Raw genomic sequence first — 25503 nt, forward strand, 5'->3', positions numbered from 1 at the left:
CTTACTCCTTGAACCGGTAGCCCACACCCCGGACGGTTTCGATCATGCGGGCGCAGGACCCAAGCTTCTGGCGCAACCGGCGGATGTGGGTGTCGACCGTGCGGGCATAGCCTTCAAATTCGTAGCCCCACACGGAGTTGAGCAGCCGATCGCGGGTGAGCACCCGGCCCGTGCTCTGGAACAGTTCGGCCAGCAGCCGAAATTCCGTGGCCGTCAGCGCCACTTCCTCGCCGTCGAGGGTCACCCGGTGGGCGCCGAGGTCCACGGACAGGCCGTCGCGCGAAAGCACCTGCCGGCGCTCCTGCTCCGGGGCATGGCGCTTGAGCACCGCCCGCAGGCGCAAGATGAGCTCCCTTGGGGAGAACGGCTTGACCACGTAATCGTCGGCCCCGAGCTCCAACCCCACGATGCGGTCGACTTCCTCGCCCCGGGCGGTCAGCATGATGATCGGCGCGGCGGCGGTCTTGGGATCGCGCTTGAGCTCCTTGCAGACCTCGAAACCGTCGAGTCCGGGCAGCATGAGGTCCAAAATGATGCCGGCCGGCGGCGCGCGCCGGGCCTTGGTCAGGGCGTCGTAGCCGTCCTTGGCCGTTTCGGTGGCGAAACCGGCGCTTTGCAGGTTGAAGGCGAGCAATTCGACGATATCGTCGTCATCTTCAACTATCAGGATGGAATCCTTGGACATGCGTCACCTCGGAGTTTTCGTCGCTCGAAAGAACATGACGGCTTGACGCGCGGATGAATGACGCGTGACGATTGTGTGACACCGGACACGCAATGCCGCGAAATCGCACCTCCCCCATCGCGCCCGTCTGGCGCAATCGCCCGCCAGGGCCCACACAGCGGGCCGGGTGCTCCGCCGTTGTCGTGGTTTGACGCTTGCTGCAAAACTGCCTAGAAGGCTGGTAAGCGTCAAATAAAAAACCCGGCGAAATCAAGCCAAAGGATCGGGATGATGGCGGGCAGGTTACGCACGTTCGCTTGCGCCGCCCTGATGATGGCGGGGCTTTTCCATTTCGCGGCTCCGCCCTGCCTTGCCGCCGGTGAAAAACCGTCACCCATCAGGATCGGCCTTACCGCCGGCTTCTCGGGTCCGACCCGGGCCATGGCCCTGGAACTCTACCGGGGAGCCCTGGCCGCTTTCGCGCACCGCAACCGGGAAGGCGGCATCGACGGCCACACCGTGGAACTGCTCGCCGCCGACGACCACTACGAACCCGACCCGGCCATCGAAAACATCGTCCGGTTCCTGGTCAGGGACAAGGTGCTGACCCTTTTTTCGTCCCTCGGCACGCCGACAGTCAGCCGGGAGCTGCCGGTGCTGCGGGCCCATGCCAAGCAGGGTGCGCGTCTTTTCTTCCCGGTTTCCGGGCTCCAGGCCTCCCGCGTGCCGCCCTACGTCCGCTACGTCTACAATCTGCGCGCCTCCTACCGCCAGGAGATCGAAGGGCTCGTCGCGGCCTTTGTCGCCCAGGGGCGCAGCCGTATCGCCATCTGCCACCAGGCCGACGCCTTCGGCCGCAGCGGCTGGGACGGCGCGCGACGCGCCCTGGGCAAACGCGGTCTGTCGATCTGCGGCGAAGCCACCTTCGCCCGGCTGGTCGGCGCAGGTGAGGACATGGCGCGACAGGTCGCCCTGCTCGCCGACTGCCACCCCGACGCGGTGCTCATCGTCGGCCCGGCCCCGGCCTGCGCCGCCCTGATCCGGGACATGCGCGGCCAGGGGCTGACCATGCCGGTCGGCGTGGTCTCCTTCGCCGGCGGGGAAATCCTGTTGCGCGTCCTGGCCCGCGAGGGGGAACGTTGCGGCCGAAACCTCGAGGACGGACTGGTGCTGTCCCAGGTGGCCCCGGACTGGCGCGATCCGCAACTTCCCGCCTCCCGCGACTACAGGCGCGACTTGGCCGCCCTGGCCGACGCGCCGGCCCCGCCGGGGGGATGGGACAAGCATCCGCTCGAAGGCAGCGCCACGGGATTCGAGGGCTACCTCAACGCCCGGCTGCTCATGAAGGTGCTTTCGGCCATGGCCGATCCCCTGGACCGGGGCGGGCTGGACGCGGCCGTGATCTCCCTGGGCCCCGTGGACCTCGGCATCGACGTGCCGGTCGTCCTGACCGGCCCCCACCACCAGGGCCTCGACATGGTCTATTTGTCCACCGCTTCGCGCGGCAGGCTCGTGCCGCTGACGTCCATGCGGATCGCCGCCGGAGACTGACGCCCGTGTCGAAAATATTTCGCAGAACCCTGATCGCCGTCATCCTCGTCTTCGGCGTGGCGGCCAATGCCACGGCCCTGCTTTCGGCCTGGCTCCTGCACCGTCACCTGACCGACGAATACGTCACCAAGGGGCGGGCCATCGCCATGGCCATCGCCGCCGCCAGCCCCGACGCCCTGGTGGCCGGCGACGTCGCCGCCGTCCAGGCCATGATCGACGAATTCCTGCACATCGACGGCGTGGGTTACATTTTCGTGGCCGACCAAAAGGGCACGGTGGTGGCCCATACCTTCGTCCCGGCCATGCCCAAGGCGCTGCTCAAGGCGAAAAGCGGTTCCGTCACCCAGACCCATCTGGACGGCATCGGCGACTACATCCAGGTGACCGCGCCGATCCTGGCCGGGGAGGCGGGCCATGTCGGCGTCGGCATGGACAAGGTCGGCATCTGGCGCGTCATGCGCGGGGCCGTCATGCGGCAGGAAGGGCTCATGCTGGCCATGCTGGCCGTGGCCGTGCTGGTTTTTTACGCCCTGGTCGGCAGCATCACCCGCCCCCTGGTGCAACTGGCCGGCTATGCGGTCAAGATCAGGGACCACGACTTTTCGGCCAAGCCCCCCGAAACCGGCGACGACGAGGTCGGCGTCCTGGCCCGGGCCATGGAGTCCATGGCCGCCCAGCTCTCCCTGCTCGTGTCCGACCTCAAACGGGCCGTGGCCGACACTACCCGGGACCTGGAAGATTCCCTGGCCCACACCCGGGCCATCATCGACAATCTGGCCGACGGGCTGGTGGTGCTCGACGCCGACGCCCGCATCACCCTTTTCAATCCGGCCCTTCTGGCCATGTTCGGCAAAAAGGCCGAGGAGGTGGCCGACAAGCCAGCGGCCGAAGCCTTCCCGCAAGCCCTGGCCGCCCTGGCCGGAGCCTGCCCGGCCGAAAGCCAGGTGACAGCAGCCGAAGTCCGGCTGGCCGACGGCGGCACGGGCAAGGCCGTGGCCACCGGCGTGCGCCTGGCCGGCGAGGAACGCCGCGCCACCATCATCCTGGTGCGCGACATCACCGTGGAAAAAGAGGTGGACCGGATGAAGACCGAGTTCATCTCCACCGTATCCCACGAGTTGCGCACGCCCCTGACTTCGGTCCTCGGCTTCGCCAAGATCATCCGGCGCAAGTTCGCCGACGTGGTGGCGCCGGCCCTGACCGAAGCCACGCCGAAAACCTGGCGCGGCGCGCAGCAGATCCGGGAAAACCTGGACATCATCGTGGCCGAGGGGCAGCGGCTGACCGAGCTGGTCGACGACGTGCTCGACATCGCCAAGATGGAATCCGGGCGCTGCGAATGGAACATGGTCCCGGTATCCCTGGCCGAGACGGCGGCCCACGCCGTGCGGGCCGTGGCCGGTCTGGCCGCGCGCAAGGGGCTCACCCTCGAAAACACGCTGTCCCCGAGCCTGCCCCGCATCCTGGGCGACCGGGACAGGCTGATCCAGGTGTTCGTCAACCTCCTCGGCAACGCCGTGAAATTCACCGAACAGGGGGCCATTGTCGTGGAAGGCTCCGTCGACGGCCCGGAGATCCGCGTCGCGGTGCGCGACTCCGGCTCCGGCATCGCGCCGGCGGACCTGGAGCGCATCTTCGAAAAATTCAAGCAGGCCGGCGACACCCTGACCGAAAAGCCCAAGGGCACCGGCCTCGGCCTGCCGATCTGCCGCCAGATCGTGGAGCGCCACGGCGGACACATCTGGGCCGAAAGCGAACCCGGCCAGGGCAGCGTGTTCCGCTTCACCCTACCGGTCCTGGCGGAAGCCGGCGTCACGCCGCCCGAGCCTGTCTGCCAGCCGGTCAAGGCGGCCGGTGACCTCGCGCCGACGGGCACGCGGCACATCCTGGTCGTCGACGACGACACGTCGGTGCGGCGCTACCTGGAAACACTTTTCACCGACGCCGGCTATATCGTGGCCACGGCCGTCGACGGGGCCGAAGCACTGTCTTTGGCCGCGCGCTGGCAACCCGAGTGCATCACCATGGACATGCGCATGCCGGGCATGGGCGGCAAGGAATGCATCCGCCGCCTGCGCCAGGATCCGGCCACCCGGCATATCCCGGTGGTGGTGGTGTCCGTGGTCTCCAGCCGCGAGCGGGCCGAATCCGGCGCGGACGCGACGCTGGTCAAGCCCGTGGACCAGGAGGCGCTGCTTGCCACCGTGCGCGGACTGCTCGAAGGCCAGGATTCGGGCAATACCCGGCCCTGCCTGGTCCTTTCCCGCAACGGCGGGCGCGAGGTCAGCCGACGGTTCTTCATGTGCCCGGGCGAAACCACGATTCTGGGCCAGGAAGCCGAACTGTGGCAGGCCGTGGAAGGCGGCTTCCAGGGAACGGTCTTCCTGCCCGCCTCGCTCGGCCACGCCATGGACCTCGAACGCCTGCTCGGCTTCCCGGGCCTGCATGTCATTCTCATTCCTGATTAAGGTGGGGAAGAGACTGGGGGAAACCCTTTCTGAAGAAAGGGTTTCCCCCAGACCCCCATCCCAAAGACTTTTGGCGGCAACGAATAACCACTCGTTACCTACGTATATTATTAAAAAATTTAGGAAGGGGAGAGCGCGAGAGGGGAGAACCCTTTTTAAAGGGTTTCCCCTCTCGCATTTCCTTTCCTTCAATAAATCATGATTCCACTGACGATGCTCAATTCGTACCGGGTCGCGGCGCAGGCGGCCTGTTGCCTGTTTCCCCGGACGGCGGCGGAGCTGGCCCGGGCGCTTCAGCCTGGGGGTGGGCAGGCCGTGCATGTGCTTGGCCACGGCTGCAACGTGATCCTGTCGCGGCCGTATTACGACGCCACGCACCGGTTCGTGTGCCTGCGGGATCTGGAAACGGTCATTGTCGTGGACGGGGAGCGGGTGCGGGCCGGGGCCGGGGCACGGCTGCGCGACCTGTGCCGGGCGGCGGCCAGAGCCGGGTTGTCGGGCCTGGAGAACCTGTGGGACATTCCGGGAAGCGTGGGGGGCGCGGCCTGCATGAACGCCGGGGCCTACGGGACGTCGTTTTACGATGCGGTCACGGCCGTGGAAGCGCTTTTTCCGGGTCGTGAGGGTGTGACGATGCTCTCCCGGGAGGATTGCGCGCCCGCCTATCGCACCACAGCCTTCCAGAGCGGACCGGGCGTGATCGCGGCCGTGCATCTGCGGCTTTCGCCAGACGATCCGGCCCGGATCATGGCGGCCATGGGACGCATCGGCAAGCTGCGCCGGAGCAGGCTCCCCTACGACCTGCCGAGCGCGGGCAGCGTTTTTCGCCGCCCCGAGGGCGCACCGCCGGTCGGGGTCATCATGGAGGAGGCCGGGCTCAAGGGATTTGGCATCGGCGGGGCGCGCATCTCCCGCCGCCACGCGGGGTTCATCGTCAATGCCGGCGGCGCGACCGGGGCCGACATCCTGGCCGTCGTCGAGGTCATGCGGGCCGCCGCCAGGGAACGCTACGGCGTGGAACTGAAGCTGGAGCAGGTGGTGATCTGAGCGCGCGCTATTGCAGCACCACCCACTTCTCGCCGACCTTGGTGAGCCGCAGCGTCATCTGCTTGGCCCCGCCAACGGACAGGGGACCAATGGTGGCGTCGGAAACGATGGTCACGGTCGCCCTGTAGACCCCGTCCTTGCCCTTTTCCATTTTATCCACCTGGAAGCCCTGGATATGGACGGTCTGCGACAAAAGGCCCATGAAATCGTTGCGGGCCATGGCCTCGCGAAACGCCTGCTCCACTTCGGCGTTGGTCGGACCCCTGGAACATCCCGCCGCCACGAACAAAAAAACTGCCATGATCAAGGTGACAAGGACTCGCATAATATCCCCCGCCTCCGAGGAATTGCCACAACCGCGCTGAAAATAAAAGATACCGGGGGAGAACCTTTTTGAAAAAAGGTTCTCCCCCGGCCCCCCACTCCAAAAACTTTCAACGGTTACGGAGTGTCCTCGTTACATGGTCATATTATTATAAAATTGAGGAAGGGGAGAGCGCGAGAGGGGAGAACCCTTTTTAAAGGGTTTCCCCTCTCGCACCCTCTTTTCCCCCTCCCTTCCTACTCAAACCATTCGTCGTCTTCGTCGATGGGCGTGAAGCCGCGGCGGATGGTGTTTTCCGTCACCACGCGCGGCTCCATGAATTGCAGCAGGTAATCCGGGCCGCCGGACTTGGAGCCGACGCCCGACATCCTGGAGCCGCCGAACGGCTGGCGGCCGACCATGGCCCCCACGCAGTTGCGGTTGAGGTAGAGGTTGCCCACGCGGAATTCCCGGCGCGCCTTTTCCAGGTGTCTGGGGCTGCGGGAATAGACGCCGCCGGTCAGGGCGAAGCGGGTGCTTGTGGCCCACTCCACGGCCTGATCGAAGCTTTCGGCCTTCATGACGGCAAGGATCGGCCCGAAGACCTCTTCCTGGGCCAGCCGATGCTCGGGCCGGATGCCGGCGACCACGACCAGCGGGGCGTAGTAGCCCGGTCCCGAGGTCTGCCGCTCCACCAGCACCTGTCCTTCCTCATGGGCGACTTGCAAGTATTCCTGGACCTTTTTCTGCTGGGCCGGATCGACCACCGGACCCATGGCGTTTTCCGGGTCCTCGGAGGGGCCGGTGCGCAGCGAACCGCAGGCCTCGGTCAGGCGCGAGACGAACTTGTCGTAGATGGAATCGACCACGATGACCCGGGAGCAGGCCGAGCACTTCTGGCCCTGGAAGCCGAAGGCCGAATAGACCACGCCCAGGATCGCCTCGTCGAGGTCGGCGTCGTCGTCGATGATGATGGCGTTCTTGCCGCCCATCTCGGCGATGACCTTCTTGCAGTAGGCCTGGCCGGGCTGCACCTTGGCCGCCTTTTCCTGGATGCGCAGCCCGGTTTCCATGGAGCCGGTAAAGGCGATGGTGCTGACTTTCGGATGTTCGACCAGATGGTCGCCCATGACCGAGCCCCGGCCGGGGCAGTAGTTGAAGACGCCGTCCGGCAGCCCGGCTTCCCTGAAGATTTCCGCCATGCCGTAGCCGGTGAGCGACGACAGGCTCGAGGGCTTGTAGACCACCGTGTTGCCGGCCACGATGGCGGCGGCGGTCATGCCCACGGAAATGGCCAGGGGGAAGTTCCAGGGCGCGATGACGGCGGTGACGCCTTTGGGCTCGTAGAAGAGGTGGTTTTTCTCGCCGGGCTCCCGGCCCATGCGCTTGGGGCTGCCCAGGCGCACGGCTTCGCGGGCGTAGTATTCCAGGAAGTCGATGGCCTCGCCCACGTCGTTGTAGGCCTGCCCCCACTGCTTGCCGACCTCGAGCACCTGGGTCGCGGACAGGGCCACGATGTCGCGTCGGGCAATGGCGGCGGCCTTCAGGATGATCGCGGCGCGCTCCTTGGCCGACGTGTCGCGCCAGGCCGGAAACGCGGCCTCGGCGGCGTCGATGGCCGCGTCCACTTCGTCCGTGCCGGCCTGGCAGACGCTCGCCAGGACCTCGCCCGGATCGGCCGGGTTGACGGTGGGGATGCGGTCGTCGGTCTCCACGGACTTGCCGCCGATGCGAAGCGGCAGCAGGCGGCCGGCTTCGCCGCGCACCTGGGCGATGGCCTCGGGGAAGGCCTTTCGCAGCTCGGCCACGGTGAAGTCGGCCAGGGGTTCGTTGCGGAAGGCGGTCAGGCCGTCGATGGGCGCCTGCTCGGCGGGCTTTGGCGGTGCGGCCGCCAGTTCGCGCTCCAGGGTCAGCTGGGGATTTTCCAGCAGCCGGTCCTCGGCCTCGCCGTCGGCGAAGCTCAAGCGCAGGAAGGACTCGTTGGCCGTGTTTTCCAGCAGCCGGCGCACCAGATAGGCCATGCCCGGCAGCAGTTCGCCGTAGGGACAGTAGAGCCGCACCCGGCCGGCCACCTTGAGCAGCCCCTTGCGCACGGGCTCGGCCATGCCGTAGAGCGCCTGGAATTCATAGCGGTTTTCCGGGACCTGCAACTCCGCCGCCGTCTCCATGACGTTGGAGATGGTGCGGATGTTGTGGGAGGCGCACTGGAAATAGACGAGGTCGCTGTTTTCGAGGATCAGCCGGGCGAGCTTTTCGTGGGCGATGTCGGACTCGGGTTTGCGCGTCCAGACCGGCACCGGCCAGCCCATCTGCTTGGCGATGACCGTCTCGTAGTCCCAGTACGCGCCCTTGACCAGCCGCATGCCGAACGGCAGGCCCTCGGCCCGGCCCCAGGCGATGAGGTCCTTGATGTCGTGCTCGGTCTCGCGCATGTAGGCCTGGAGCACGATGGAAAGATAGGGATAATCGCGAAATTCAGCCTCGCTGCGCAAGCGCTTGAACAGCTCGATGGTGATGTCCTTGTACTTGAGCTGCTCCATGTCGATGCACATGGCCCCGCCCATGGCCATGATCTTGCGGTAGACCGGCCGCATGCGGGCCAGGATGCCTTCCACCGAGCCCTCGAAATCCATGGGGCTGGCCTGGGAAAAAAGGGCCGACGGCTTGATCGAGGCGTTGACCTTGGGCGCGCTGCCCCAATCGAGGCCCTCCGTGCCCGCGCCGAAAGGCTTCCAGGACTTCTGCTCGGCGGCAATGGCGTCGAGGACTTCCAGATAGCCGTCGCGGTAGGCGTCGGATTCCAACTCCGAGACCGTGGCCTCGCCGAGCAGGTCCACGGTGAAGGCGAAGCCGTCCTTGCGGATTTTGCTTAAATTCTTGACCGCTTCCTTGGTCTGCTCGCCCACGATGAACTGGCGGGCCATGCCCTCGATGTTGGAGCGGATGGCCTTGCCCATGAGCTTGGCCGCGACGCCGCCGAACAGGCCGGACTTTTCCGCGCCCCACTTGAGCACGGCCGGAATGTCCCCGGCCTCGCCCCCGGCGAAATATTCCTCGATGTGGCGCGACAGGTTTCCGGAAGTGGTCAGGTAGGGCAGGACGTCCACGAACCGGAACAACTGCACCTTGAAGCCTTCGTTCTTCATGGCCCAGTCCATGACCTTGCCGGTCCAGAAGCCCTTGTTGAAGATCGAAGGCGACTCGCCGCGGATGCTGGCGAAAAAGGCCTTGCCGCGCTGGCGAATGGCCTCGTCGAGTTGGGGATTCATTTTTCCTCTCCGGATGCGGGTGGGTTGGCAAGGGGCAGCGCCCCGGTTTCCTTGACGGTTTGCAGCACCACCGTGGTATTGGTGTCGCGCACGGTGGAAAGCCTGCCGATGACCTTGAGCAACTCGGCCAGGGAGCGGGTGTCCGGAGCCCGGACCTTGATCAGGTAGGCGGCCGTGCCGGCCACGTAGTGGACTTCCTGGACCCCGGGCACGGCGGCCAGCTGCTGGCCGGTGTCGATGGCGCCCACGGGTTCGTCGGTCTTGACGAAGGTGAACGCCGTAAGGTCCAAATCCACGGCGGAAGGATCGATGCGGGCCTCGTAGCCGATGATGACGCCCTTGCGCTCGAGCTTGCGCACCCGCTCCAGCACCGCCGAGGGGGCCATGGAAACGGCCCGGGCAATGTCGGCGTTGGAGGTGCGGGCGTTGTCCTGAAGGATCATCAAAATTCGGCGGTCGATTTCGTCGATCATTCTCGTCTTCTCCTGATGTGAAGTAAAAAATTCGATTTGACCATGTCTGTCAAGCGGTTTCTTCGGTTTTTCATCCAACGAGGGCCATTACAAGGAGGAAAGGAAAACATGACGCCATTGCGACGGGTTGCGGCCTTTCTGGCCGTCACGATGTTCTGGGCCGGACTGGCCTTTGCCGGCGGGGATTTCGCGCTGACCATCCTGCACACCAACGACATCCACGCCCACCTGGCCTCGTTCGACGCGTTGGGGGCGTTTTGCTCCAAGGAGAAGGATGCGGCCGGCAAGTGCCAGGGCGGCGCGGCCCGGCTGGCCACGGCCGTCGCCCGGGAGCGCGCCAAGGGGGGCAATACGCTGCTGCTCGACGCCGGCGACCAGTTCCAGGGCACGCTCTTTTTCACCAAGTACAAGGGACAGGCCTGCGCCTTTTTCATGGACCGGCTCGGCTATGACGCCATGGCCGTGGGCAACCATGAATTCGACGACGGCCCGGCCACTTTGGCGAATTTTATTCGGGCGCTCAAGTTCCCGATTCTGGCCGCCAATGTCGACGCCACACGTTCGCCGCAACTAAAGGGACTTATCGCGCCGTACGTCGTTCGGGAGGTGGCCGGCCGCAGGATCGGCATCATCGGCGTCACCCAGCCCAAGGCGGCCCAGATTTCCAGCCCCGGACCGGACATCGCCTTTCCGGCCATCGTGCCGGCCGTCAAAAACGCCGTGGCCGCCTTGCGGGAAAAAGGCGTGGACATCGTGATCCTGCTGTCCCACGCCGGGCTTGCCGGCGACAAGAAGCTCGCGGCCAAGGTGGCCGGGCTCGACGTCATCGTCGGCGGCCACAGCCACGTGCTCCTCGGCAACGGCTATCCCGAGGCCGTGGGGCCGTGCCCCCTGGTCATCGACGCCCCGGACGGCGGCAAGACGTACATCGTCACTGCCGGCTACTGGGGCCGCTATCTCGGCGTGCTGCATGTGGATTTCGACGCGGCCGGAAAGGTGACCCGGGCGGCGGGCAACCCGGTGCGCCTGGACGCGGCCGTGCCCGAGGACCCGGCCACCCTGGCCGAGGTCGACCGCTTCGGCAAACCCCTCGAAGCGTTTCGGGCCAAGGTGCTGGGCAAAAGCGACAGGCCCATCGGCGCGGCCATGTGCCGCCAGGAGGAATGCGTCGGCGGCGACCTCATGGCCGAGGCCATGCTTGCCGGCGGGCGCTCACGCGGGGCCGTGGCCGCGATTTTCAACGGCGGCGGCGTGCGGGCCGGCATGGACGCGGGAGAGATCACCCTGGGCGATCTGCTCACCGCCTACCCCTTCCCCAACACCCTGGTCGTGCTCACCCTGACCGGCGAGGACCTGCTCGCCGTGCTGGAACACGGCGTGTCGGCCGTGGGGTTTAACGCGGGCAGCGGCCGCTTTCCCCAGGTGGCCGGCATCCGCTTCGCGCTCGACATCGCAAAGCCCGCCGGCAAACGCATCAGCGCCGTGTCCGTGGCCGACGCCACCGGACATTTCGCGCCACTCGATCCCAAGGCCGCATACCGGCTGGCGATCAGCGACTACATGGCCCGGGGCGGCGACAGCTACAGCACCTTCAAGACAAAGGGCCAGGACGTGGACGGCGACGGCGATCCGCTGGCCGACCTGCTGGCCCGCTACATCACCACCCACTCGCCCCTGTCCCTCAAACCCGACGGCCGTATTGGCCAGGGGAAGTAAGAAGAGGGGAGAAGAGGGTGCGAGAGGGGAAACCCTTTAAAAAGGGTTCTCCCCTCTCGCGCTCTCCCCTTCCTAAATTTTATAATAATATAACGAGGTAACGGGCAGCAGTCCGTTACCGTTAACAGTCTTTGGAAGGGGGGTCCGGGGGGAGAACCTTTCTTCAGAAAGGTTTCCCCCCGGGTTCCTATTTACTATCCACGCAACTTCTTGGTGATCTCGGCGGTATGGCGGCCCTGGAACCGGGCGGCGTCCAGCTCGTTTTCCGTGGGCATGCGGGAACCGTCGCCGGCGGCGATGGTGGACGCGCCATAGGGCGTGCCGCCCGTGATCTCGTCCACGCGCATCTGCCCGGCGTAGGCATAGGGCAGGCCCACCACGATCATGCCCTGGTGGAGCAGCGTCTGGATAAACGACATCAGCGTGGTTTCCTGGCCGCCATGCTGGGTGGCGGTGGAACAGAACACGCCACCCGGCTTGCCGACCAGACCGCCGCGCATCCAGATCTGGCCCGTGGCGTCGAGAAACTGGCGCATCTGGCCGCACATATTGCCGAAACGGGTCGGCGTACCGAACATGATGGCGTCGGCCTGCTCCAACTCCTCCAGGGTGCACACCGGCACGGTGGACAGGGTTTTCTGGGCATCGACGGCGTGCATTTTCTCGATGACCTCGGCCGTCAAGGTTTCCGGCACCCGGCGCAACGTGGCCGTCACGCCCTCCACCTGATGCACGCCCTCGGCCACGGCCTGGGCCATGGCCGCCACGTGGCCGTACAATGAATAGTAAACGATCAGCACGTTCATACTGCAGTGCTCCGTTTGCGGGTTGATGACGGTCCATTTTCTACGTCGACCGACGGAAAAGGGCAAGGGATCGAAGCGCCCGCCGCGGGCCTTGCCGCCCACCCGGATTTGCCCTAAGGGTCGGGAACCGGGACGTTTCGCATTTTCGACAAGCCAACAGGCCGCATTCACGGGCTTTTTCAATCACCTTCAGGCCCCGTCCCGGAACACCGGCTCATGCAGACAGCACTGACCTGCCTTCGCGCCGTGGCCGACGCCTACGGCCTGCCCTTCGACGCGGCCGGCGCGGCGGACCGCTTTGGCCTTGGCGATGCCGAACCGGGCACGGACACCCTGCTGGCCATGGCCGCCTCGGTGGGGCTTCGCGCCTGGGCCGCCGCCATGGACGTGGCGGAAATGGCCGCGCTGGCCCGGTTTCCCCTCATCGCCCGGCTGGGCAACGGCAATTCCGTGGTGGTGCTCGGCGTGCGCGAGGGTGAGGACGGGCCGCTCGTGCGCGTGGCCGATCCGCTGGCCCGCACGGCCGGCTCCTTCGAGGTGGACGCGGCGAGCTTCGACCGCAGCCACGGCGGCGAGGTGATCCTGGCCGAACCGCGCCTGGCCCAATCCGGGCTTCGCGGGCTGGCCATGATCGCCCGGCACCACGGCCTGGCCCTTTCCCATGACGGACTGGCCCATACCCATGGAGGCTCCGACGCCGAGCCCGATCCGCAGGCGCTTGTGGCCATCGCGGTCAAGGAAGGGCTCAAGGCCGAACTGCGCACCCTTTCCCCGGACGAATTTCTCGAACTCGGCGGCGCGTTTCCGCTCCTGGCTGTCCGGCGCGACGGGTCCATGGTGGTAGTAGCCGGCTGCCGGCGCGACGCCTCGGGACCCCTTGTGGACGTGGTCGACCCGACCCGGCTGCCGGTTGCGCGCGAGGCCGTGCCGCTTGGCCGGTTCGCCGAGGACTTCGACGGCCGCGTCATCCTCGTCAAACGCCCCCACAAGCTCACCGACGAAAACCAGCCCTTCGGCTTCGGCTGGTTCGTGCCGGAGATCCTGCGCCAGCGAAAGGAATTCACCGACGCGATCATCGCGGCGGTCATGCTCTACATCCTGGCCCTGGCCATGCCGATCTATTTCCAGATCGTCATCGACAAGGTGCTCACCCATCGGGGCATGGCCACGCTCCAGGTCTTAAGCTGCGGTATGCTGGCGGCGTTGGCTTTCGAGGCGGGCTTCACCTACCTGCGGGGCATTTTAGTGCTCCATGCGGCGGCGCGCATCGACGTGCGGGTGGCTTCGCGCACGTTTGCCAAACTCACCTCCCTGCCGCTGCGTTTTTTTCGGCCAAAGCCGGGTGGGCGTGCTCATCCAGCACATGCAGCAGGCCGACAAAATTCGGGAATTTCTAAGCGGCAAGCTGTTTTTCACCCTGCTCGACGGGCTGGCCCTGGTCGTCTTCATCCCGGTCCTTTTTTTCTACAGCGTGGAGCTGACCTTTCTGGTGCTGGGCTTAAGCATCGCCCTCGGCATCTTTCTGGCCGTTATCATCCCGGTGCTGCGCCGTCGGCTGCTGACGCTCTACAAGGCCGAGGGCGAGCGGCAATCGTTTCTAGTGGAGACGATCCGGGGCATGGAGACGGTCAAGGCGCTTTCCCTCGAACCCACACGGCGCCGGGGGTTCGAGGACGCGGCGGCCAGGGCCGTGGCCATGCGCTTCACCGTGGGGCGCATCGGCAACGCGGCCACGGCCGGGGTCGGGTTCCTGGAAAAAGTCATGATGCTGTGCATCCCCTGGATCGGCGTCTACCTCGTTTTCGACGGCAGCCTGACGGTCGGGGCGCTCATCGCCTTCCAGATGCTGTCCGGCCGCGTCACCCAGCCGCTGGTGCAGATCGTTTCCCTGCTCCAGGAGTACCAGGAAAAGGGGCTGGCCGTGCGGATGCTGGCCGCCATCATGAACGAGCCGCCGGAGCGGACCGGCTCGGGCGAGGGCGTGCGGCCGCGCCTGGCCGGCGAGGTGGTGTTCGACGCTGTGACCTTCCGCTACGGCTTCGACGCCGCCGCTCCGGCCGCCCTGACCAATGTCAGCGTGCGCTTCCCGGCCGGGCGCATCATCGGCGTGGCCGGGCGCAGCGGCTCGGGCAAATCGACCCTGGCCCGGCTGATCCAGGGACTTTACGCGCCAAGCGAAGGCGGCATCCGCCTGGACGGCCACGACATGCGCGAGCTCGATCTGGCCCACGCGCGCCGGCAGATCGGGGTGGTGCTCCAGGACAGCTTTCTTTTTACGGGCACGGTGCGCGACAACATCGCCATGGCCAAGTCGTCGGCCAGCATGGACGAGGTGGTCTGGGCGGCGCGGCTGTCCGGAGCCGAGGAATTCATCCGCAAGCTGCCGCGCGGCTACGACACCGAACTCGAGGAAAACGGCACCAACCTGTCCGGCGGCCAGAAGCAGCGACTGGCCATCGCCCGGGCGCTTTTGACCAACCCGCGCATCCTGATCCTGGACGAGGCGACATCCGCCCTGGACGCGGAGTCGGAAGCCATCGTGCAGGACAACATGGCGCGCATCGGCCGCGACCGCACCACCATCGTCATCAGCCACCGGCTGTCGATGCTGGCCGGGGCGGACGCTATTTTGGTGCTCGACGCGGGCAAGGTGGCCGATTATGGAACCCACGGCGAGCTGCTTTCCCGGTGCGCCATCTACCGCGACCTGTGGAACAGCCAGAACCGGCATGTCATGCACATGCCCGCCACCAAATAACCCTTGACCCTTTTGAAAAGTTTTCGGGAGGGAGGGGCGCGGGGAGGGGACCCCTTTTTCAAAAGGGGTCCCCTCCCCGCATCCTTCCCCCCGCTCTCGGAGCCTTACTCATGCCTATAGCCATCATCGGCGGCGGACTGGCCGGGTGCGAGTGCGCGTTGGCGCTCGCCCGGGCCGGCGTCGCGTCCACGATTTTCGAATGCAAGCCGGCGCATTTTTCTCCGGCCCATGTGAGCCCCGGCCTGGCCGAGCTGGTCTGTTCCAATTCCCTGCGCTCCGACGAGCCGGTCACGGCGGTCGGGCTGCTCAAGGTCGAGATGGCGGCCCTCGGCAGCGCCGTGATCGAGGTGGCGCGCGAGACGGCCGTGCCGGCGGGCAAGGCGCTGGCCGTGGACCGGGAACACTTCTCGGCGGCCATGACCGCGCGCATCGAAAACGAGCCGCTTGTGACGCTCACGCGCCGCGAGATCATGAGCCTGTCCGATCCGGCCCTGGCCGGATTCGAGAAGGTGGTGGTCGCGGCCGGGCCCCTGGCCACGGACCGGCTGGCCACGAGCCTTTGCGAGACGATCGGCCAGGAGAGCCTGTATTTTTACGACGCCATCGCGCCGATCGTGACCACCGAATCCGTGGACATGGAACAGGCGTTCTGGCAGTCGCGCTGGCAGGAGGGCGAAGGGGACTACTGCAACTGCCCCCTCGACGAGGCCCAGTACAAGGCGTTCGTGGCCGAGCTTGTGGCCGCGCGCAAGGTGCCGAGCCGCGAGTTCGAAAAGGAGCTGCATTTCGAGGGCTGCCTGCCCATCGAGGCCATGGCCGAGCGCGGCGAGCGCACCCTGGCCTTCGGCCCCATGAAGCCGATCGGGCTGACCGACCCGAAAACGGGCCGGCGACCCTATGCCGTGGTGCAGTTGCGCCCGGAAAACGTGGCCAAGAGCACCCTGAATCTGGTCGGGTTCCAGACCAAGCTGGTCTACGGCGAGCAGGAGCGGATCTTTCGCCTGATCCCGGCGCTCCATGCGGCCGAATTCACCCGGCTCGGCAGCATCCACCGCAACACCTTCGTCAACGCGCCGCGCGTCTTGAACGACCGGCTGGAGCTGCTCGCCCGGCCGGGAACGTATCTGGCCGGCCAGATCACGGGGGTGGAGGGCTATGTGGAGTCGGCGGCCTGCGGCCTGTGGCTTGGGGTGCAGCTTGGGGCGCGGCTCGGCCGGGGCGTGGAGATTTCGCCGCCGCCGGTGGTGACGGCGCTTGGGGCGCTTCTCGGGCATCTGCGCACGCCGGTCAAAAAATTCCAGCCGAGCAACGTCAATTTCGGGCTCACGCCGCCGCTCGAGGAGCGCATGAAGAAGGCGAATCGGAAGCTGGCCTATCCCCAGCGGGCCGGGGAGGCGTGGGAGCAGTGGCGTGAGCGTTTTTCTTCAATTTATTCTGACCTCCAAATTTTATAGGCAACACAATTGACAAAGACTGATATTCCGGCCAACATTGCGCCAAATAAATATGTTAATGCCGTTGAAATTTAAAAACAAAACGTTTCTGCCAAGTTATACTAGTACAATTTAATATAGAATGTAGTGTTTGCTGACACCATAGCAACAGCTTAGATCCGGCTATTTACAATGCCACTCTAAACGCGAATAATTCATAATAGGATAAACGCCATGGCTTATCGAAACGGGAATTATTCAGCTTTTTATGTTTCCGAACCATTTAATGAAAGCAACCTCAACGCGCATGCGACAAAGGATTTTGTATATTACAACTTATTGCGAGCGTGGAAAGCCAACGACGATTCCTTCCCTTTTATCGACTCACACAACAAGACGTATAGCGTACGAGACAGTAGTGACTGGGAAAAAACTTTAAAGCCACGGATACACGAACGCTTAAAAAACTCCAAAAATATTATTCTATTCCTAAGCTCGTTTACAAAAAACAGCCGCGCCCTACGAGAAGAGCTTGCCTTTGGAATTAGCACATGCGGACTACCTGTAATAGTTGTCTATCCTGAATACAAAGAAAAAAGTGACATCGCAGATTATCATTCAGGGGCAATAAAAAAGGATGTCATGGACCTATGGGAAGTACTCCCAGCCTTTCGAGATACAATGAACAGTATTCCAACACTCCATGTCCCGTATCAAAAAGAACTAATAATGAGTGCCCTAAATGATCCAGCCTTTGTGGTCAATGAAAAATGTGCGGCCGGCACCTATTTTTACAAAAAATAAACACTCTATTCCGAATTTATTATGAAGTATTTTTTCAATACTATTCTTAGCAAAACCTACTGGCAATATTTACTACTCTCAAGAACAGGAATCGAATTAATTCTTTCAATCTTTGGAGGTCTTTACTTATTTGTAGAAGCGCTCGATTTTTTTAAGATATATTCAAGAGATAAATACGCACCATACGCATTCATAATCATCCTCTTAACTTCTATTATTGGTTCCATTTTACTTAGAAGGCCAATCAACTCAATCTCCGTCCAAATTCCAAATCTTGACATTATTATTGAAGTAAAAATTGCAAATTTATTTGATAGTTGCGGTGCTATCATGATAAGCACCAACACAAAATTTGAAGCCGATGTAGCGGGTGGGAAAATAGACCCCCACAGCCTACAGGGGCAATTTACCGCTATGTATTTTACAGGAAATCAAACAGGGTTAATCGAGAAAATTAATTCTGCCCTTAAAAAATTCAACAGTCCGGCCCCGTTTCCTATGGGAACAACCATCCCAATTAATACTCATGGGAGGACATTTTATTTTACTGCCATGTCCAGCTTAAACGCACAAGGCAATGCAGAAACAACCATTGACGATCTTATATTATCACTAGAAGGTCTTTGGCAATACATAAAAGATGCAGGTGACCTACAAGAGCTTGCTATTCCAGTCATTGGAACGGGCAGAGGCCGTCTAAAACAATCAAGAAAAAAAGTTATCGCCATCATAGCAGAATCTTTTATGAAAGCTTCGGAACAAAAGAAGTTCACCGACAAACTTACAATTGTAATTTGGCCAAAAGATGCACATAATTTTGGGGTCAATTTATACGATATAAAAGACAACCTTCGTCAAATATTATATTCATAGCGCTCCACTAGCACTAAATCCTCTCACCAAGGCATCCTCACATTTCATTAAAACGTATCGCACCCACTTAACATATCCAGCCAATAATTCTGCACAATATAGATTAACAACATCTATACGACCCACTCAAGCTGAACATTTTCAATCACAAACTTAATAATCCCCATTAGCTTTACGGCAAAACAGTACTACTACGCTATATTCTTGTATCTTTGCATCCCTAACCCGACCAAAATCAGCACCAGCCCGACGAGAGTGGACGGCAAAATCTCCTCGCCCACGAAGAAATGGATGAGAATCAGCGAGCAAAAGGGCGAGAGAAAAATAAGGTTGGCCACCCGGGCGGCGTTGGCGGCGCATTTGAGCGCCGTGAGCCACGTCACAAAAGCCAGCCCCATCTCGAAAACGCCCACGTAGGCCGCGCCGCCAAGCCCGGCCAGCGATCCCGGAAACGGATCGGAAAAACACAAAACAGCCAGAAGCGTCAGCGGCAGGCTGCACAGGAAATTGGCGAGCAGCCCCACCACCGGGTCCCGGTCGTCCCTGGTCCCGGCGATCCAATAGAGCGCCCAGATGACCGTGGAGGCGAGCGCCAGGACCACCCCGGAGGGGCTGGCGAAACGCATTCCCAGAATGTCGCCGTGGGTGGAGATGACCACCACGCCGCTGTAGCTCACCACCAGCGCCAGCAGATCCCGGCCCCGCAGCTTCTGGCCAAGCAGCGGCACGGCCAGAAGCGACAGCGTGATGGCCCAGGTGTAGTTGAGCGGCTGGGCCTCCTGGGCCGGCAGCAGGTCATAGGCGGCGAAAAGAATCGTATAATAGAGAAAGGGATTGAGCGCCCCCAGGGCGAAGGACCGCCGCCACTGGGCCCGCGAAAGCCGCGCAAGCCCCCCGAGACGCCCCTGGACGGCCAGGGTCGCGGCCAGGACCAAGCAGGAGGACAGGCTGGCGTAAAGCAGCAGTTGCAGCGGGTCGAGGTGGGCCAGGGACAGCTTGAAGGCCGTGGCCACCGTGGACCACATGGCGACCGTGGCCAGGCCGTATCGGGTGGCTTTTTTCTGATCGGGCATGCCTTGTCCTTTGTCCGCGCAGGGTACGGGTGTCGCGGCCGCGGTCGGGAAAGACGCTTTTTTTTGACGCCAACAGGCTGAAATGAATATTTTTCGAGTGAGCCATAGCAAGGCCGGCCGGGAAAACCAAGGTCTTTCCGACCACTACAGTTGACAATTCTCCCAAAGCCCGTATTTTGAGGTGTTGGCGTTAGCCGGCCTAGAGGTGATGTCCCTGACGACGTGGAGAACGCTGCAAGCCCGTCGCCCCATTTTCCGGACGCTCCCCCCGGCCGCCCCCGCCACTTGCCCCGATCTTCCGATCCAGACGCGGCCCGCAGCCCCCGTTTCTCGATTCCATGATCGCCGCCGCGCGACATTCTCGGCGTGGCTACACGTTATTGCCAAAGGATATCCTTTTGAGCTTCGACTCTTTTTGCCTGCACCCGACGCTTTGCGCCAACATCGCCCGCATAGGTTACGAAACCCCGACCCCCATCCAGACCGAAGCCATTCCCCACGTGGCCGCCGGTCGTGACCTCATGGGCCTGGCGCAGACCGGCACCGGCAAGACCGCTGCCTTCCTGCTGCCCATCATCCACCGGCTCATGACCACCAAGCCGGAAAAACGGGGCGTGCGCGCGCTCATCCTCGCCCCCACCCGCGAGCTGGCCGAACAGATCTACCGCGCCGGCGTCGACCTCGGCCGGGGCACCCGCCTGCGCGCTGCCGTCATCTACGGCGGCGTGGGCATGTTCCCCCAGGTCCGCGCCCTGCGCCAGGGCCTGGACCTCGTGGTGGCCTGCCCCGGACGCCTGCTCGACCATATGAACCAGGGCAACGTCCGCTTCGACGCCCTGGAAACCCTCGTCCTCGACGAAGCCGACCACATGTTCGACATGGGCTTTCTGCCCGACCTGCGACGCATCCTGGCCGCGGTGCCGGAAAAGCGGCAGACCCTGCTCTTTTCGGCCACCATGCCCGCGGCCATCGCCGGACTGGCCGGCGAGACCCTGACCGACCCGGTCACCGTGCGCATCGGCCACCTGGCCCCGCTCTCCACGGTGGAGCACGCCATCTACCCCGTGTCCTCCGCCCAGAAGACGCCGCTTTTGCTCCATCTGCTCGGCCAGGCCGGCAAGGAGTCGGTGATCGTCTTCACCCGCACCAAGCACCGGGCCAAAAACCTGGCCCAGCAGCTGTGCCGCGCCGGACACAAGGCCACCTGCCTCCAGGGGAACCTGTCCCAGCGCCAGCGCCAGATCGCCATGGACGGCTTCCGCCGCGGCACCTTCCAGGTGCTCGTGGCCACGGACATCGCCGCCCGGGGCATCGACGTGTCCCAGGTGTCCCACGTGGTCAACTACGACATCCCGGACACCCCCGAGGCCTATACCCACCGCATCGGCCGCACCGGCCGCGCCGAACGCGACGGACAGGCCCACACCTTCGTCACCGGCGAGGACATGAGCATGGTGCGCGCCATCGAGCGCCACATGAAAAAGCCCCTGCCCCGGCGCTCGGTGGAAGGCTTCGAGCCCGATCCCAATGAGTTTCGCCGTCCGTCCGCGCCCGCGCGCTCGCCCTACCGGGGCCGCCAGGGCGGTTTCGGCGGCGCGTCCCGCTATGCCGGCTCGGGTCCCCGCCGCCAGGGCGACGGCCCCCGCTCCGATCGCCGCACGGATGGACGCGGCAACACCGAACGTCCCCGCGACGACCGCCCGCGTGCCGCCCAGCCGCGTCAGGGCGCAAGCGGCGGCCAGCCTCGTTTCAACTACGACGCGCCGGCCACTGACGCCCCGCGTCAGGGCGACCACCGCCCCCGCCGCCACGTCCAGGCCGACGCCACGGCGGCGTAGGCAGGAGGGAGCCGGCGCCTCCGGCGGCCAGGGGGAAACTTTTTGAAAAAAGTTTCCCCCTGGACCCCCTTCAAAAACTTTTCAAGGGGGGTAAGGGGAATTCCTTCGTTCTGTTGGAACAAGGACAAACGCCCTTATCGAGCCGGAAAGGACTTTCGCCATGGGCCGCGTGCCCGTAGAATGGGGAGTTGTTCCGGAGAGGAAAAACTTCCGCCGCTATGGGCCGGGTGACCTGGGCCGGGGGGAAGGGGAGCGGACGCGAAGGCGTATTCTTCAAATATGCGCCGCGCGCGGCCGCTCCCCTTCCCCCCGGCCGACTCCCAAATCCGCTCGAAAAAATCTCGAGCTGCGCGTGCAACAAGCGATTACACGCCGTCCCGGTTTCCCGGGGCGGCGTTTTTTCGTGTCAATCATGGACATCGGGCGGCGGCTGCGGCACATCCCATGGACCGGGCCAAGGCCCGGGACTATGAGGGGAAGATGCGGGAAAGTCGGCCATGAGCAGCCACAAACAGTATCGCCTGAACCTCGATCGCATCGAGGCGTCGCTGCGCGACGTGATGGCCAACTTCGACGAGGTCAACGAAACGCTGCTCATGCGGCGCGAACCGCTCACCGAGCAACACATCGGCAACCTGCTCGAGGGCTATTCCTACGTGGACTGGCTGCTGGAGGAAGGGCAGGAGCTTTTCTCGCCCAGCGGCCTCGACCATATCCTGGAACTCAACCACATCGTCTTGTGCGGCATCGACGACCGGGTGCGCATGGAATACGGCCCGCATCTGCTCGAAACACGCCGCCGCTTCGCCGAGGGCATCGACGAGATCGCCAGCTGGTACGAGCGCAAGCGCCACAAGTCCGCCTACAAGCGGGCCGCCGGCGTGTACGTGCTCTCGGTCAGCCAGCCCCAGCTTTTCCTCGAAGGCAACCACCGCACCGGGGCCCTGGTCGCCAGCTACATCCTGGTCCAGGAGGGGTTGCCGCCGTTCGTGCTGACCCGAGACAACGCCACGGCCTACTTCAACCCCTCCACCCTGATCAAATACCGGCACAAGGAAAAATTCCTGGATCGCCAGTATTACCTCAAGAAGTACCGCAAGGAGCTTCAGAAGTTCTTCGAAGAGACGCTGGACAAGCGTTTCCGCCTGGCCATCCGCCTGGACAAGGACGGGAAGGAGTAGCCGAAGACGCCGGGGGAAAACCTTGGCTTGCGAAAAGTTTTCCCCCAGACCCCCTTCCTAAAGGGTTTCCCCGCGCGCATCGCCTTGCTCCACATGCCCGGCGGCCGGCTTGGGGGCAGCCACTTGCGGCGTCACATCCCGTGCTTCCATGGCGGACCGGAAATCCCGCACCGCCTTGCCCAGGTCGTGTCCCACGTTGGCCAGTTTGCCCGGCCCGAAGATGATAAGGACCACGCCGAGGATAAGCAGCAAATGGATGGGTTCGAACAGCCCTGCGAACATGATGACGCCTCCTTTTTTCTTTTCATACCATAAAAGTCTCCTCCCAACCTTTCCCGTCCATGACAATCCGGCAAGCCGGGGGGAGATCATGGCGGCAATAGCCCGGATCCGCCGTCCGCGTCTGTCGCCTCTCCGACCCGCCATGCCGCGAAACGGACAAATCGCCGCCACGCCGAACCTCTGGCCGGAACCCGCCGATTGCGGTAGAAAGCCCCCCTATGGACGCGACATCTTCCGCCCCGGTGCTCGAGGTGACCGGGGCACGAAAGCATTTCGGCGAGTTCACGGCCGTCGACGGGGTAAGCTTTTCCGTGGCCCACGGCGAATGCTTCGGCCTGCTCGGGCCAAACGGCGCGGGCAAGACCACCACCATCCGCATGATCTACGGATTCTCGCCCTTAAGCGGCGGGTCCATCCGCGTCTTCGGCCTGGATGTGGCCACGGCCTTTCGGCGCATCCGGGCCCGCCTCGGCGTGTGCCAGCAGGCCAACACCCTGGACCCGGACTTAAGCGTGCTCGAAAACCTGCTCGTTTTCGCCGCCTACTTCCGCATCCCCAAAGGGGAGGCGCTTTCCCGGGCCGAATCGCTGCTGGCCTTTTTCGCCCTGGAAGGAAAAAAGCGCCTCAGCTACGAGGAGCTTTCCGGCGGCATGGCCAGACGGCTCATGCTCGCCCGGGCCATCATCAACAAGCCGGACCTGCTCATCCTCGACGAACCGACCACCGGCCTTGACCCCCAGTCGCGCAACACCCTCTGGGACCGGCTACTCGACCTCAAGCGCCAGGGGCTCACCATTTTGCTGACCACCCACGCCATGGAGGAGGCCGAGCGCTTCTGCGACCGGCTGTGCATCGTCGACCACGGCCGGGTGACGACCGAGGGCGATCCGCGCGGCCTCATCCTCGCCCACGCCGGCCGGCAGGTGCTGGAAGTGGAATCGCCCGGCGAGGATTTTATCGCTGCCATGACCGGCGAGGGCTGGCGCTTCGACCGTTCGGGCCGCCGGCTTTTGGTTTACGGCGAGGACCGGGCCGCCCTGCTCGCCTTGCGCGAGCGTTTTTGCCCGGAGCTGGGCATGTTGCGCCCGGCCACCCTTGAGGACGTGTTTTTGCGCCTGACCGGCAGGGAGCTTCGGGAATGACGGCCGACGCCCGCTTCACAAGCCTTTTTTGGACGGTCTGGCGGCGCAATCTGCTGGTCTATCGCCGCATCTGGGCGATAAACTTCCTGCCGCCGCTGCTGGAGCCGCTTTTTTACCTGCTCGCCTTCGGCGTCGGCTTCGCCGGGCTGGTGACCGACGTGACCTGGCACGGGGAACCCCTGGGCTTCATCCGGTTCTTCGCCCCGGCGCTCATTGCGGCCACGGCCATGTGGCAGGCCTTCATGGAAACGACCTACTCCTCGTTCGTGCGCATGTTCTACCAGAAGACCTACGACGCGCTGCTGGCCACGCCGCTGTCCCTGGAGGAGATCATCGTGGCCGAGATCGTCTGGGGCGCGACCCGTTCGCTCATCGCCGCCACGCTCATGCTCGCGGTGGTGGCCGGACTCGGCTACGCCCCGAGCTGGCAAGCCCTGGTCTCCCTGCCCGTCGCCGTCCTCGGCGGCCTGGCCTTCGGGGCCATGGGCATGGCCGTAACCAGCGTCACGGGCTCCATCGACATGTTCAACATTCCGATCTTCCTGGTCATCACGCCCATGTTCCTTTTTTCCGGCACCTTTTTCCCCGTCGACGCCCTGCCCGCCTGGGCCGCCCATATCGCCGCCGTCCTGCCGCTCTATCATCTGGCCGAGCTGGTCCGGGCCGCCTGCCTGGGCCGATTAAACGCCGCCTCCCTGGTCCACGCCCTGGTCCTAGCCGCGTTCTTCCTGGCCTTCCTGCCCCTGGCCCTGGCCGGCATGCGCCGCCGGCTCGTTCGATAGTGTTCCCGGGGGGAGGCCGCCCCGTCTGGACCTCCCCATCAGGACCATCGCCCCTGGGCCCCAGGCCGTGGGGAATGCTTCCCCCTTCAGCGGGGACACAATAAAAATTCGTTGCGACATGTAACCAAACGGACGGACCAGACGTCTTATTTATCAAGAGGTGAATTGCAATCTCTTCACTGTAAGACGCATGCAACAGAGCGAAGCATGCGTCTTTTTTTATACGGCTCAAAAGGGGTTGACGCAGAATAGAGTGAAAAGATACATTGAAATCCAAGAAAAATAAAAAATATTATTGTGTGAATTACCCTAAATATACGGAACTGACGACCGATAGGAGGCGAAACAAAGGAGATTGCTATGGCAGCCATCGACTCCATGTCCGTGTATTCCAATACGACGTCGTCGCTGACGACTTTCAACCTTACCGCCGCATCCAAGACGTCCGGCAACGGGACCGCCGCCTCCGGCTCTTCCGGGGACACCGTCAGCATCTCCGAAGAAGGCAAGGCCCTGGCCTACTCCCTCTCCTCCTCCGCCGCGACGGCCAGCAATGCCGCCACGGCCGACGCCGGGGCCGTGACCGCCACGTCCGAGACCTCGGGCACCGACACCGGGGAAACGGCCACCACGAAGACCGCCGACGCCACGTCCCAGTCGGCCTCCACCAGCGCCAACCAGGCCGCCGGCGGCACCATGTCCGCCGGTTCGAGCTCCTCTTCGTCCGACGACGACGATTCCGAGAGCACCGCCGACAACCTCAAGCAGCAGATCCAACAGTTGCAGCAGCAAATCCAGAAGCTCCAGGCCGAGGAGATGCCCGACGACGAGAAGAAGACCCAGGAGATGCAGCTGCAAAGCGAACTGAGCGAGCTCCAGACCGAATACGCCCAGGCGCTGCAGGACGAAAACTCCTCGTCGTCCTCGACCAGCGGCACCGGCGGCAACACGGCGTCCACCACCTACGGCGCTGCGGGTTGATCCCCTCCGGCGCGGCGATGCTGCAAAGACCAAGGGGCGGTCGCGATCCGGGCCCGGC

The 25503-nt window shown here is 63.7% G+C and carries 19 protein-coding genes and 1 pseudogene; 13 read left to right on the top strand and 7 right to left on the bottom strand.

The window, feature by feature from the left end; translation table 11 throughout:
* Position 1: 1 nt before the first annotated feature.
* On the bottom strand, positions 2-685 hold the full coding sequence (locus K9F62_04490; protein UJX41952.1) for a winged helix-turn-helix domain-containing protein: 684 nt from the start codon (positions 683-685) through the stop codon (positions 2-4).
* A 270-nt stretch (positions 686-955) separates the two neighbouring features.
* On the opposite strand from K9F62_04490, the gene K9F62_04495 reads away from it, so the two are divergent.
* The 3 genes from K9F62_04495 to murB all read left to right on the top strand — a co-directional run bounded on the left by K9F62_04495 (position 956) and on the right by murB (position 5730).
* On the top strand, positions 956-2215 hold the full coding sequence (locus tag K9F62_04495; protein UJX41953.1) for an ABC transporter substrate-binding protein: 1260 nt from the start codon (positions 956-958) through the stop codon (positions 2213-2215).
* Between the two features lie 5 nt (positions 2216-2220).
* Positions 2221-4683: a response regulator gene (locus tag K9F62_04500; protein UJX41954.1), complete on the top strand. Its 2463-nt coding sequence runs from the start codon at positions 2221-2223 to the stop codon at positions 4681-4683.
* Positions 4684-4896: 213 nt separating this feature from the next.
* Positions 4897-5730 (top strand): UDP-N-acetylmuramate dehydrogenase, encoded by an 834-nt coding sequence (murB, locus tag K9F62_04505; GenBank protein ID UJX43128.1) that lies wholly within the window; start codon positions 4897-4899, stop codon positions 5728-5730.
* Between the two features lie 7 nt (positions 5731-5737).
* Here the strand turns inward: murB and K9F62_04510 are convergent, their stop codons facing one another.
* The 3 genes from K9F62_04510 to K9F62_04520 all read right to left on the bottom strand — a co-directional run bounded on the left by K9F62_04510 (position 5738) and on the right by K9F62_04520 (position 9776).
* Positions 5738-6055, bottom strand: a complete 318-nt coding sequence (locus tag K9F62_04510; GenBank protein UJX41955.1) for a hypothetical protein — start codon at positions 6053-6055, stop codon at positions 5738-5740.
* A 236-nt stretch (positions 6056-6291) separates the two neighbouring features.
* On the bottom strand, positions 6292-9303 hold the full coding sequence (gene pruA, locus K9F62_04515) for an L-glutamate gamma-semialdehyde dehydrogenase (protein UJX41956.1): 3012 nt from the start codon (positions 9301-9303) through the stop codon (positions 6292-6294).
* Positions 9300-9776 carry an Lrp/AsnC family transcriptional regulator gene (locus tag K9F62_04520; protein UJX41957.1) on the bottom strand — a complete coding sequence of 159 codons (477 nt, stop codon included), beginning with the start codon at positions 9774-9776 and terminating at the stop codon, positions 9300-9302. The genes pruA and K9F62_04520 overlap by 4 nt, the downstream gene beginning before the upstream one ends.
* Positions 9777-9884: 108 nt before the next feature.
* Between K9F62_04520 and K9F62_04525 the strand changes: the two genes are divergently transcribed.
* Positions 9885-11492: a 5'-nucleotidase/apyrase family protein gene (locus K9F62_04525; GenBank protein ID UJX41958.1), complete on the top strand. Its 1608-nt coding sequence runs from the start codon at positions 9885-9887 to the stop codon at positions 11490-11492.
* A 194-nt stretch (positions 11493-11686) separates the two neighbouring features.
* Here K9F62_04525 and wrbA read toward each other — a convergent pair whose 3' ends face one another.
* On the bottom strand, positions 11687-12298 hold the full coding sequence (gene wrbA, locus K9F62_04530) for an NAD(P)H:quinone oxidoreductase (protein UJX41959.1): 612 nt from the start codon (positions 12296-12298) through the stop codon (positions 11687-11689).
* 216 nt (positions 12299-12514) lie between these two features.
* Between wrbA and K9F62_04535 the strand changes: the two are divergent.
* The 4 genes and pseudogenes from K9F62_04535 to K9F62_04550 all read left to right on the top strand — a co-directional run bounded on the left by K9F62_04535 (position 12515) and on the right by K9F62_04550 (position 18166).
* A pseudogene (locus tag K9F62_04535) lies at positions 12515-15056 on the top strand (ATP-binding cassette domain-containing protein).
* Between the two features lie 110 nt (positions 15057-15166).
* Complete coding sequence (trmFO, locus tag K9F62_04540; GenBank protein UJX41960.1) at positions 15167-16510, top strand: methylenetetrahydrofolate--tRNA-(uracil(54)-C(5))-methyltransferase (FADH(2)-oxidizing) TrmFO; 1344 nt, start codon at positions 15167-15169, stop codon at positions 16508-16510.
* 213 nt (positions 16511-16723) lie between these two features.
* Positions 16724-17293 carry a hypothetical protein gene (locus tag K9F62_04545; GenBank protein ID UJX41961.1) on the top strand — a complete coding sequence of 190 codons (570 nt, stop codon included), beginning with the start codon at positions 16724-16726 and terminating at the stop codon, positions 17291-17293.
* A gap of 21 nt (positions 17294-17314) precedes the next feature.
* Positions 17315-18166, top strand: coding sequence for a DUF6430 domain-containing protein (locus K9F62_04550; GenBank protein UJX41962.1), 852 nt, complete (start codon positions 17315-17317; stop codon positions 18164-18166).
* A gap of 191 nt (positions 18167-18357) precedes the next feature.
* Here K9F62_04550 and K9F62_04555 read toward each other — a convergent pair whose 3' ends face one another.
* The gene (locus tag K9F62_04555; GenBank protein ID UJX41963.1) at positions 18358-19239 is read right to left on the bottom strand and encodes a DMT family transporter; all 882 of its coding nucleotides are present in this window, start codon (positions 19237-19239) and stop codon (positions 18358-18360) included.
* 398 nt (positions 19240-19637) lie between these two features.
* Here K9F62_04555 and K9F62_04560 point away from each other — a divergent pair, with 398 nt between their 5' ends.
* On the top strand, positions 19638-21077 hold the full coding sequence (locus tag K9F62_04560) for a DEAD/DEAH box helicase (GenBank protein ID UJX41964.1): 1440 nt from the start codon (positions 19638-19640) through the stop codon (positions 21075-21077).
* 497 nt (positions 21078-21574) lie between these two features.
* Positions 21575-22258, top strand: a complete 684-nt coding sequence (locus tag K9F62_04565; protein UJX41965.1) for a hypothetical protein — start codon at positions 21575-21577, stop codon at positions 22256-22258.
* A 57-nt stretch (positions 22259-22315) separates the two neighbouring features.
* Here K9F62_04565 and tatA read toward each other — a convergent pair whose 3' ends face one another.
* The gene (gene tatA, locus K9F62_04570) at positions 22316-22540 is read right to left on the bottom strand and encodes a twin-arginine translocase TatA/TatE family subunit (protein ID UJX41966.1); all 225 of its coding nucleotides are present in this window, start codon (positions 22538-22540) and stop codon (positions 22316-22318) included.
* Positions 22541-22758: 218 nt separating this feature from the next.
* On the opposite strand from tatA, the gene K9F62_04575 reads away from it, so the two are divergent.
* From K9F62_04575 to K9F62_04585, 3 genes are all read left to right on the top strand, one after another.
* On the top strand, positions 22759-23682 hold the full coding sequence (locus tag K9F62_04575; protein ID UJX41967.1) for an ATP-binding cassette domain-containing protein: 924 nt from the start codon (positions 22759-22761) through the stop codon (positions 23680-23682).
* On the top strand, positions 23679-24464 hold the full coding sequence (locus tag K9F62_04580; GenBank protein UJX41968.1) for an ABC transporter permease: 786 nt from the start codon (positions 23679-23681) through the stop codon (positions 24462-24464). The genes K9F62_04575 and K9F62_04580 overlap by 4 nt, the downstream gene beginning before the upstream one ends.
* Before the next feature lie 360 nt (positions 24465-24824).
* Complete coding sequence (locus K9F62_04585; protein ID UJX41969.1) at positions 24825-25445, top strand: hypothetical protein; 621 nt, start codon at positions 24825-24827, stop codon at positions 25443-25445.
* Positions 25446-25503 lie beyond the last annotated feature (58 nt).

The organism is Desulfovibrio sp. JY, from assembly GCA_021730285.1.
Classification (GTDB): Bacteria; Desulfobacterota; Desulfovibrionia; order Desulfovibrionales; family Desulfovibrionaceae; genus Solidesulfovibrio.

Coding starts and splice junctions, on each gene's coding strand:
- K9F62_04585 (UJX41969.1), top strand. CDS start 24,825: ATGGCAGCCATCGACTCCATGTCCGTGTATTCCAATACGACGTCGTCG.
- K9F62_04575 (UJX41967.1), top strand. CDS start 22,759: ATGGACGCGACATCTTCCGCCCCGGTGCTCGAGGTGACCGGGGCACGA.
- tatA (UJX41966.1), bottom strand. CDS start 22,540: ATGTTCGCAGGGCTGTTCGAACCCATCCATTTGCTGCTTATCCTCGGC.
- K9F62_04495 (UJX41953.1), top strand. CDS start 956: ATGGCGGGCAGGTTACGCACGTTCGCTTGCGCCGCCCTGATGATGGCG.
- trmFO (UJX41960.1), top strand. CDS start 15,167: ATGCCTATAGCCATCATCGGCGGCGGACTGGCCGGGTGCGAGTGCGCG.
- wrbA (UJX41959.1), bottom strand. CDS start 12,298: ATGAACGTGCTGATCGTTTACTATTCATTGTACGGCCACGTGGCGGCC.
- murB (UJX43128.1), top strand. CDS start 4,897: ATGCTCAATTCGTACCGGGTCGCGGCGCAGGCGGCCTGTTGCCTGTTT.
- K9F62_04545 (UJX41961.1), top strand. CDS start 16,724: ATGGCTTATCGAAACGGGAATTATTCAGCTTTTTATGTTTCCGAACCA.
- pruA (UJX41956.1), bottom strand. CDS start 9,303: ATGAATCCCCAACTCGACGAGGCCATTCGCCAGCGCGGCAAGGCCTTT.
- K9F62_04555 (UJX41963.1), bottom strand. CDS start 19,239: ATGCCCGATCAGAAAAAAGCCACCCGATACGGCCTGGCCACGGTCGCC.
- K9F62_04565 (UJX41965.1), top strand. CDS start 21,575: ATGAGCAGCCACAAACAGTATCGCCTGAACCTCGATCGCATCGAGGCG.
- K9F62_04525 (UJX41958.1), top strand. CDS start 9,885: ATGACGCCATTGCGACGGGTTGCGGCCTTTCTGGCCGTCACGATGTTC.
- K9F62_04510 (UJX41955.1), bottom strand. CDS start 6,055: ATGCGAGTCCTTGTCACCTTGATCATGGCAGTTTTTTTGTTCGTGGCG.
- K9F62_04550 (UJX41962.1), top strand. CDS start 17,315: ATGAAGTATTTTTTCAATACTATTCTTAGCAAAACCTACTGGCAATAT.
- K9F62_04490 (UJX41952.1), bottom strand. CDS start 685: ATGTCCAAGGATTCCATCCTGATAGTTGAAGATGACGACGATATCGTC.
- K9F62_04580 (UJX41968.1), top strand. CDS start 23,679: ATGACGGCCGACGCCCGCTTCACAAGCCTTTTTTGGACGGTCTGGCGG.
- K9F62_04520 (UJX41957.1), bottom strand. CDS start 9,776: ATGATCGACGAAATCGACCGCCGAATTTTGATGATCCTTCAGGACAAC.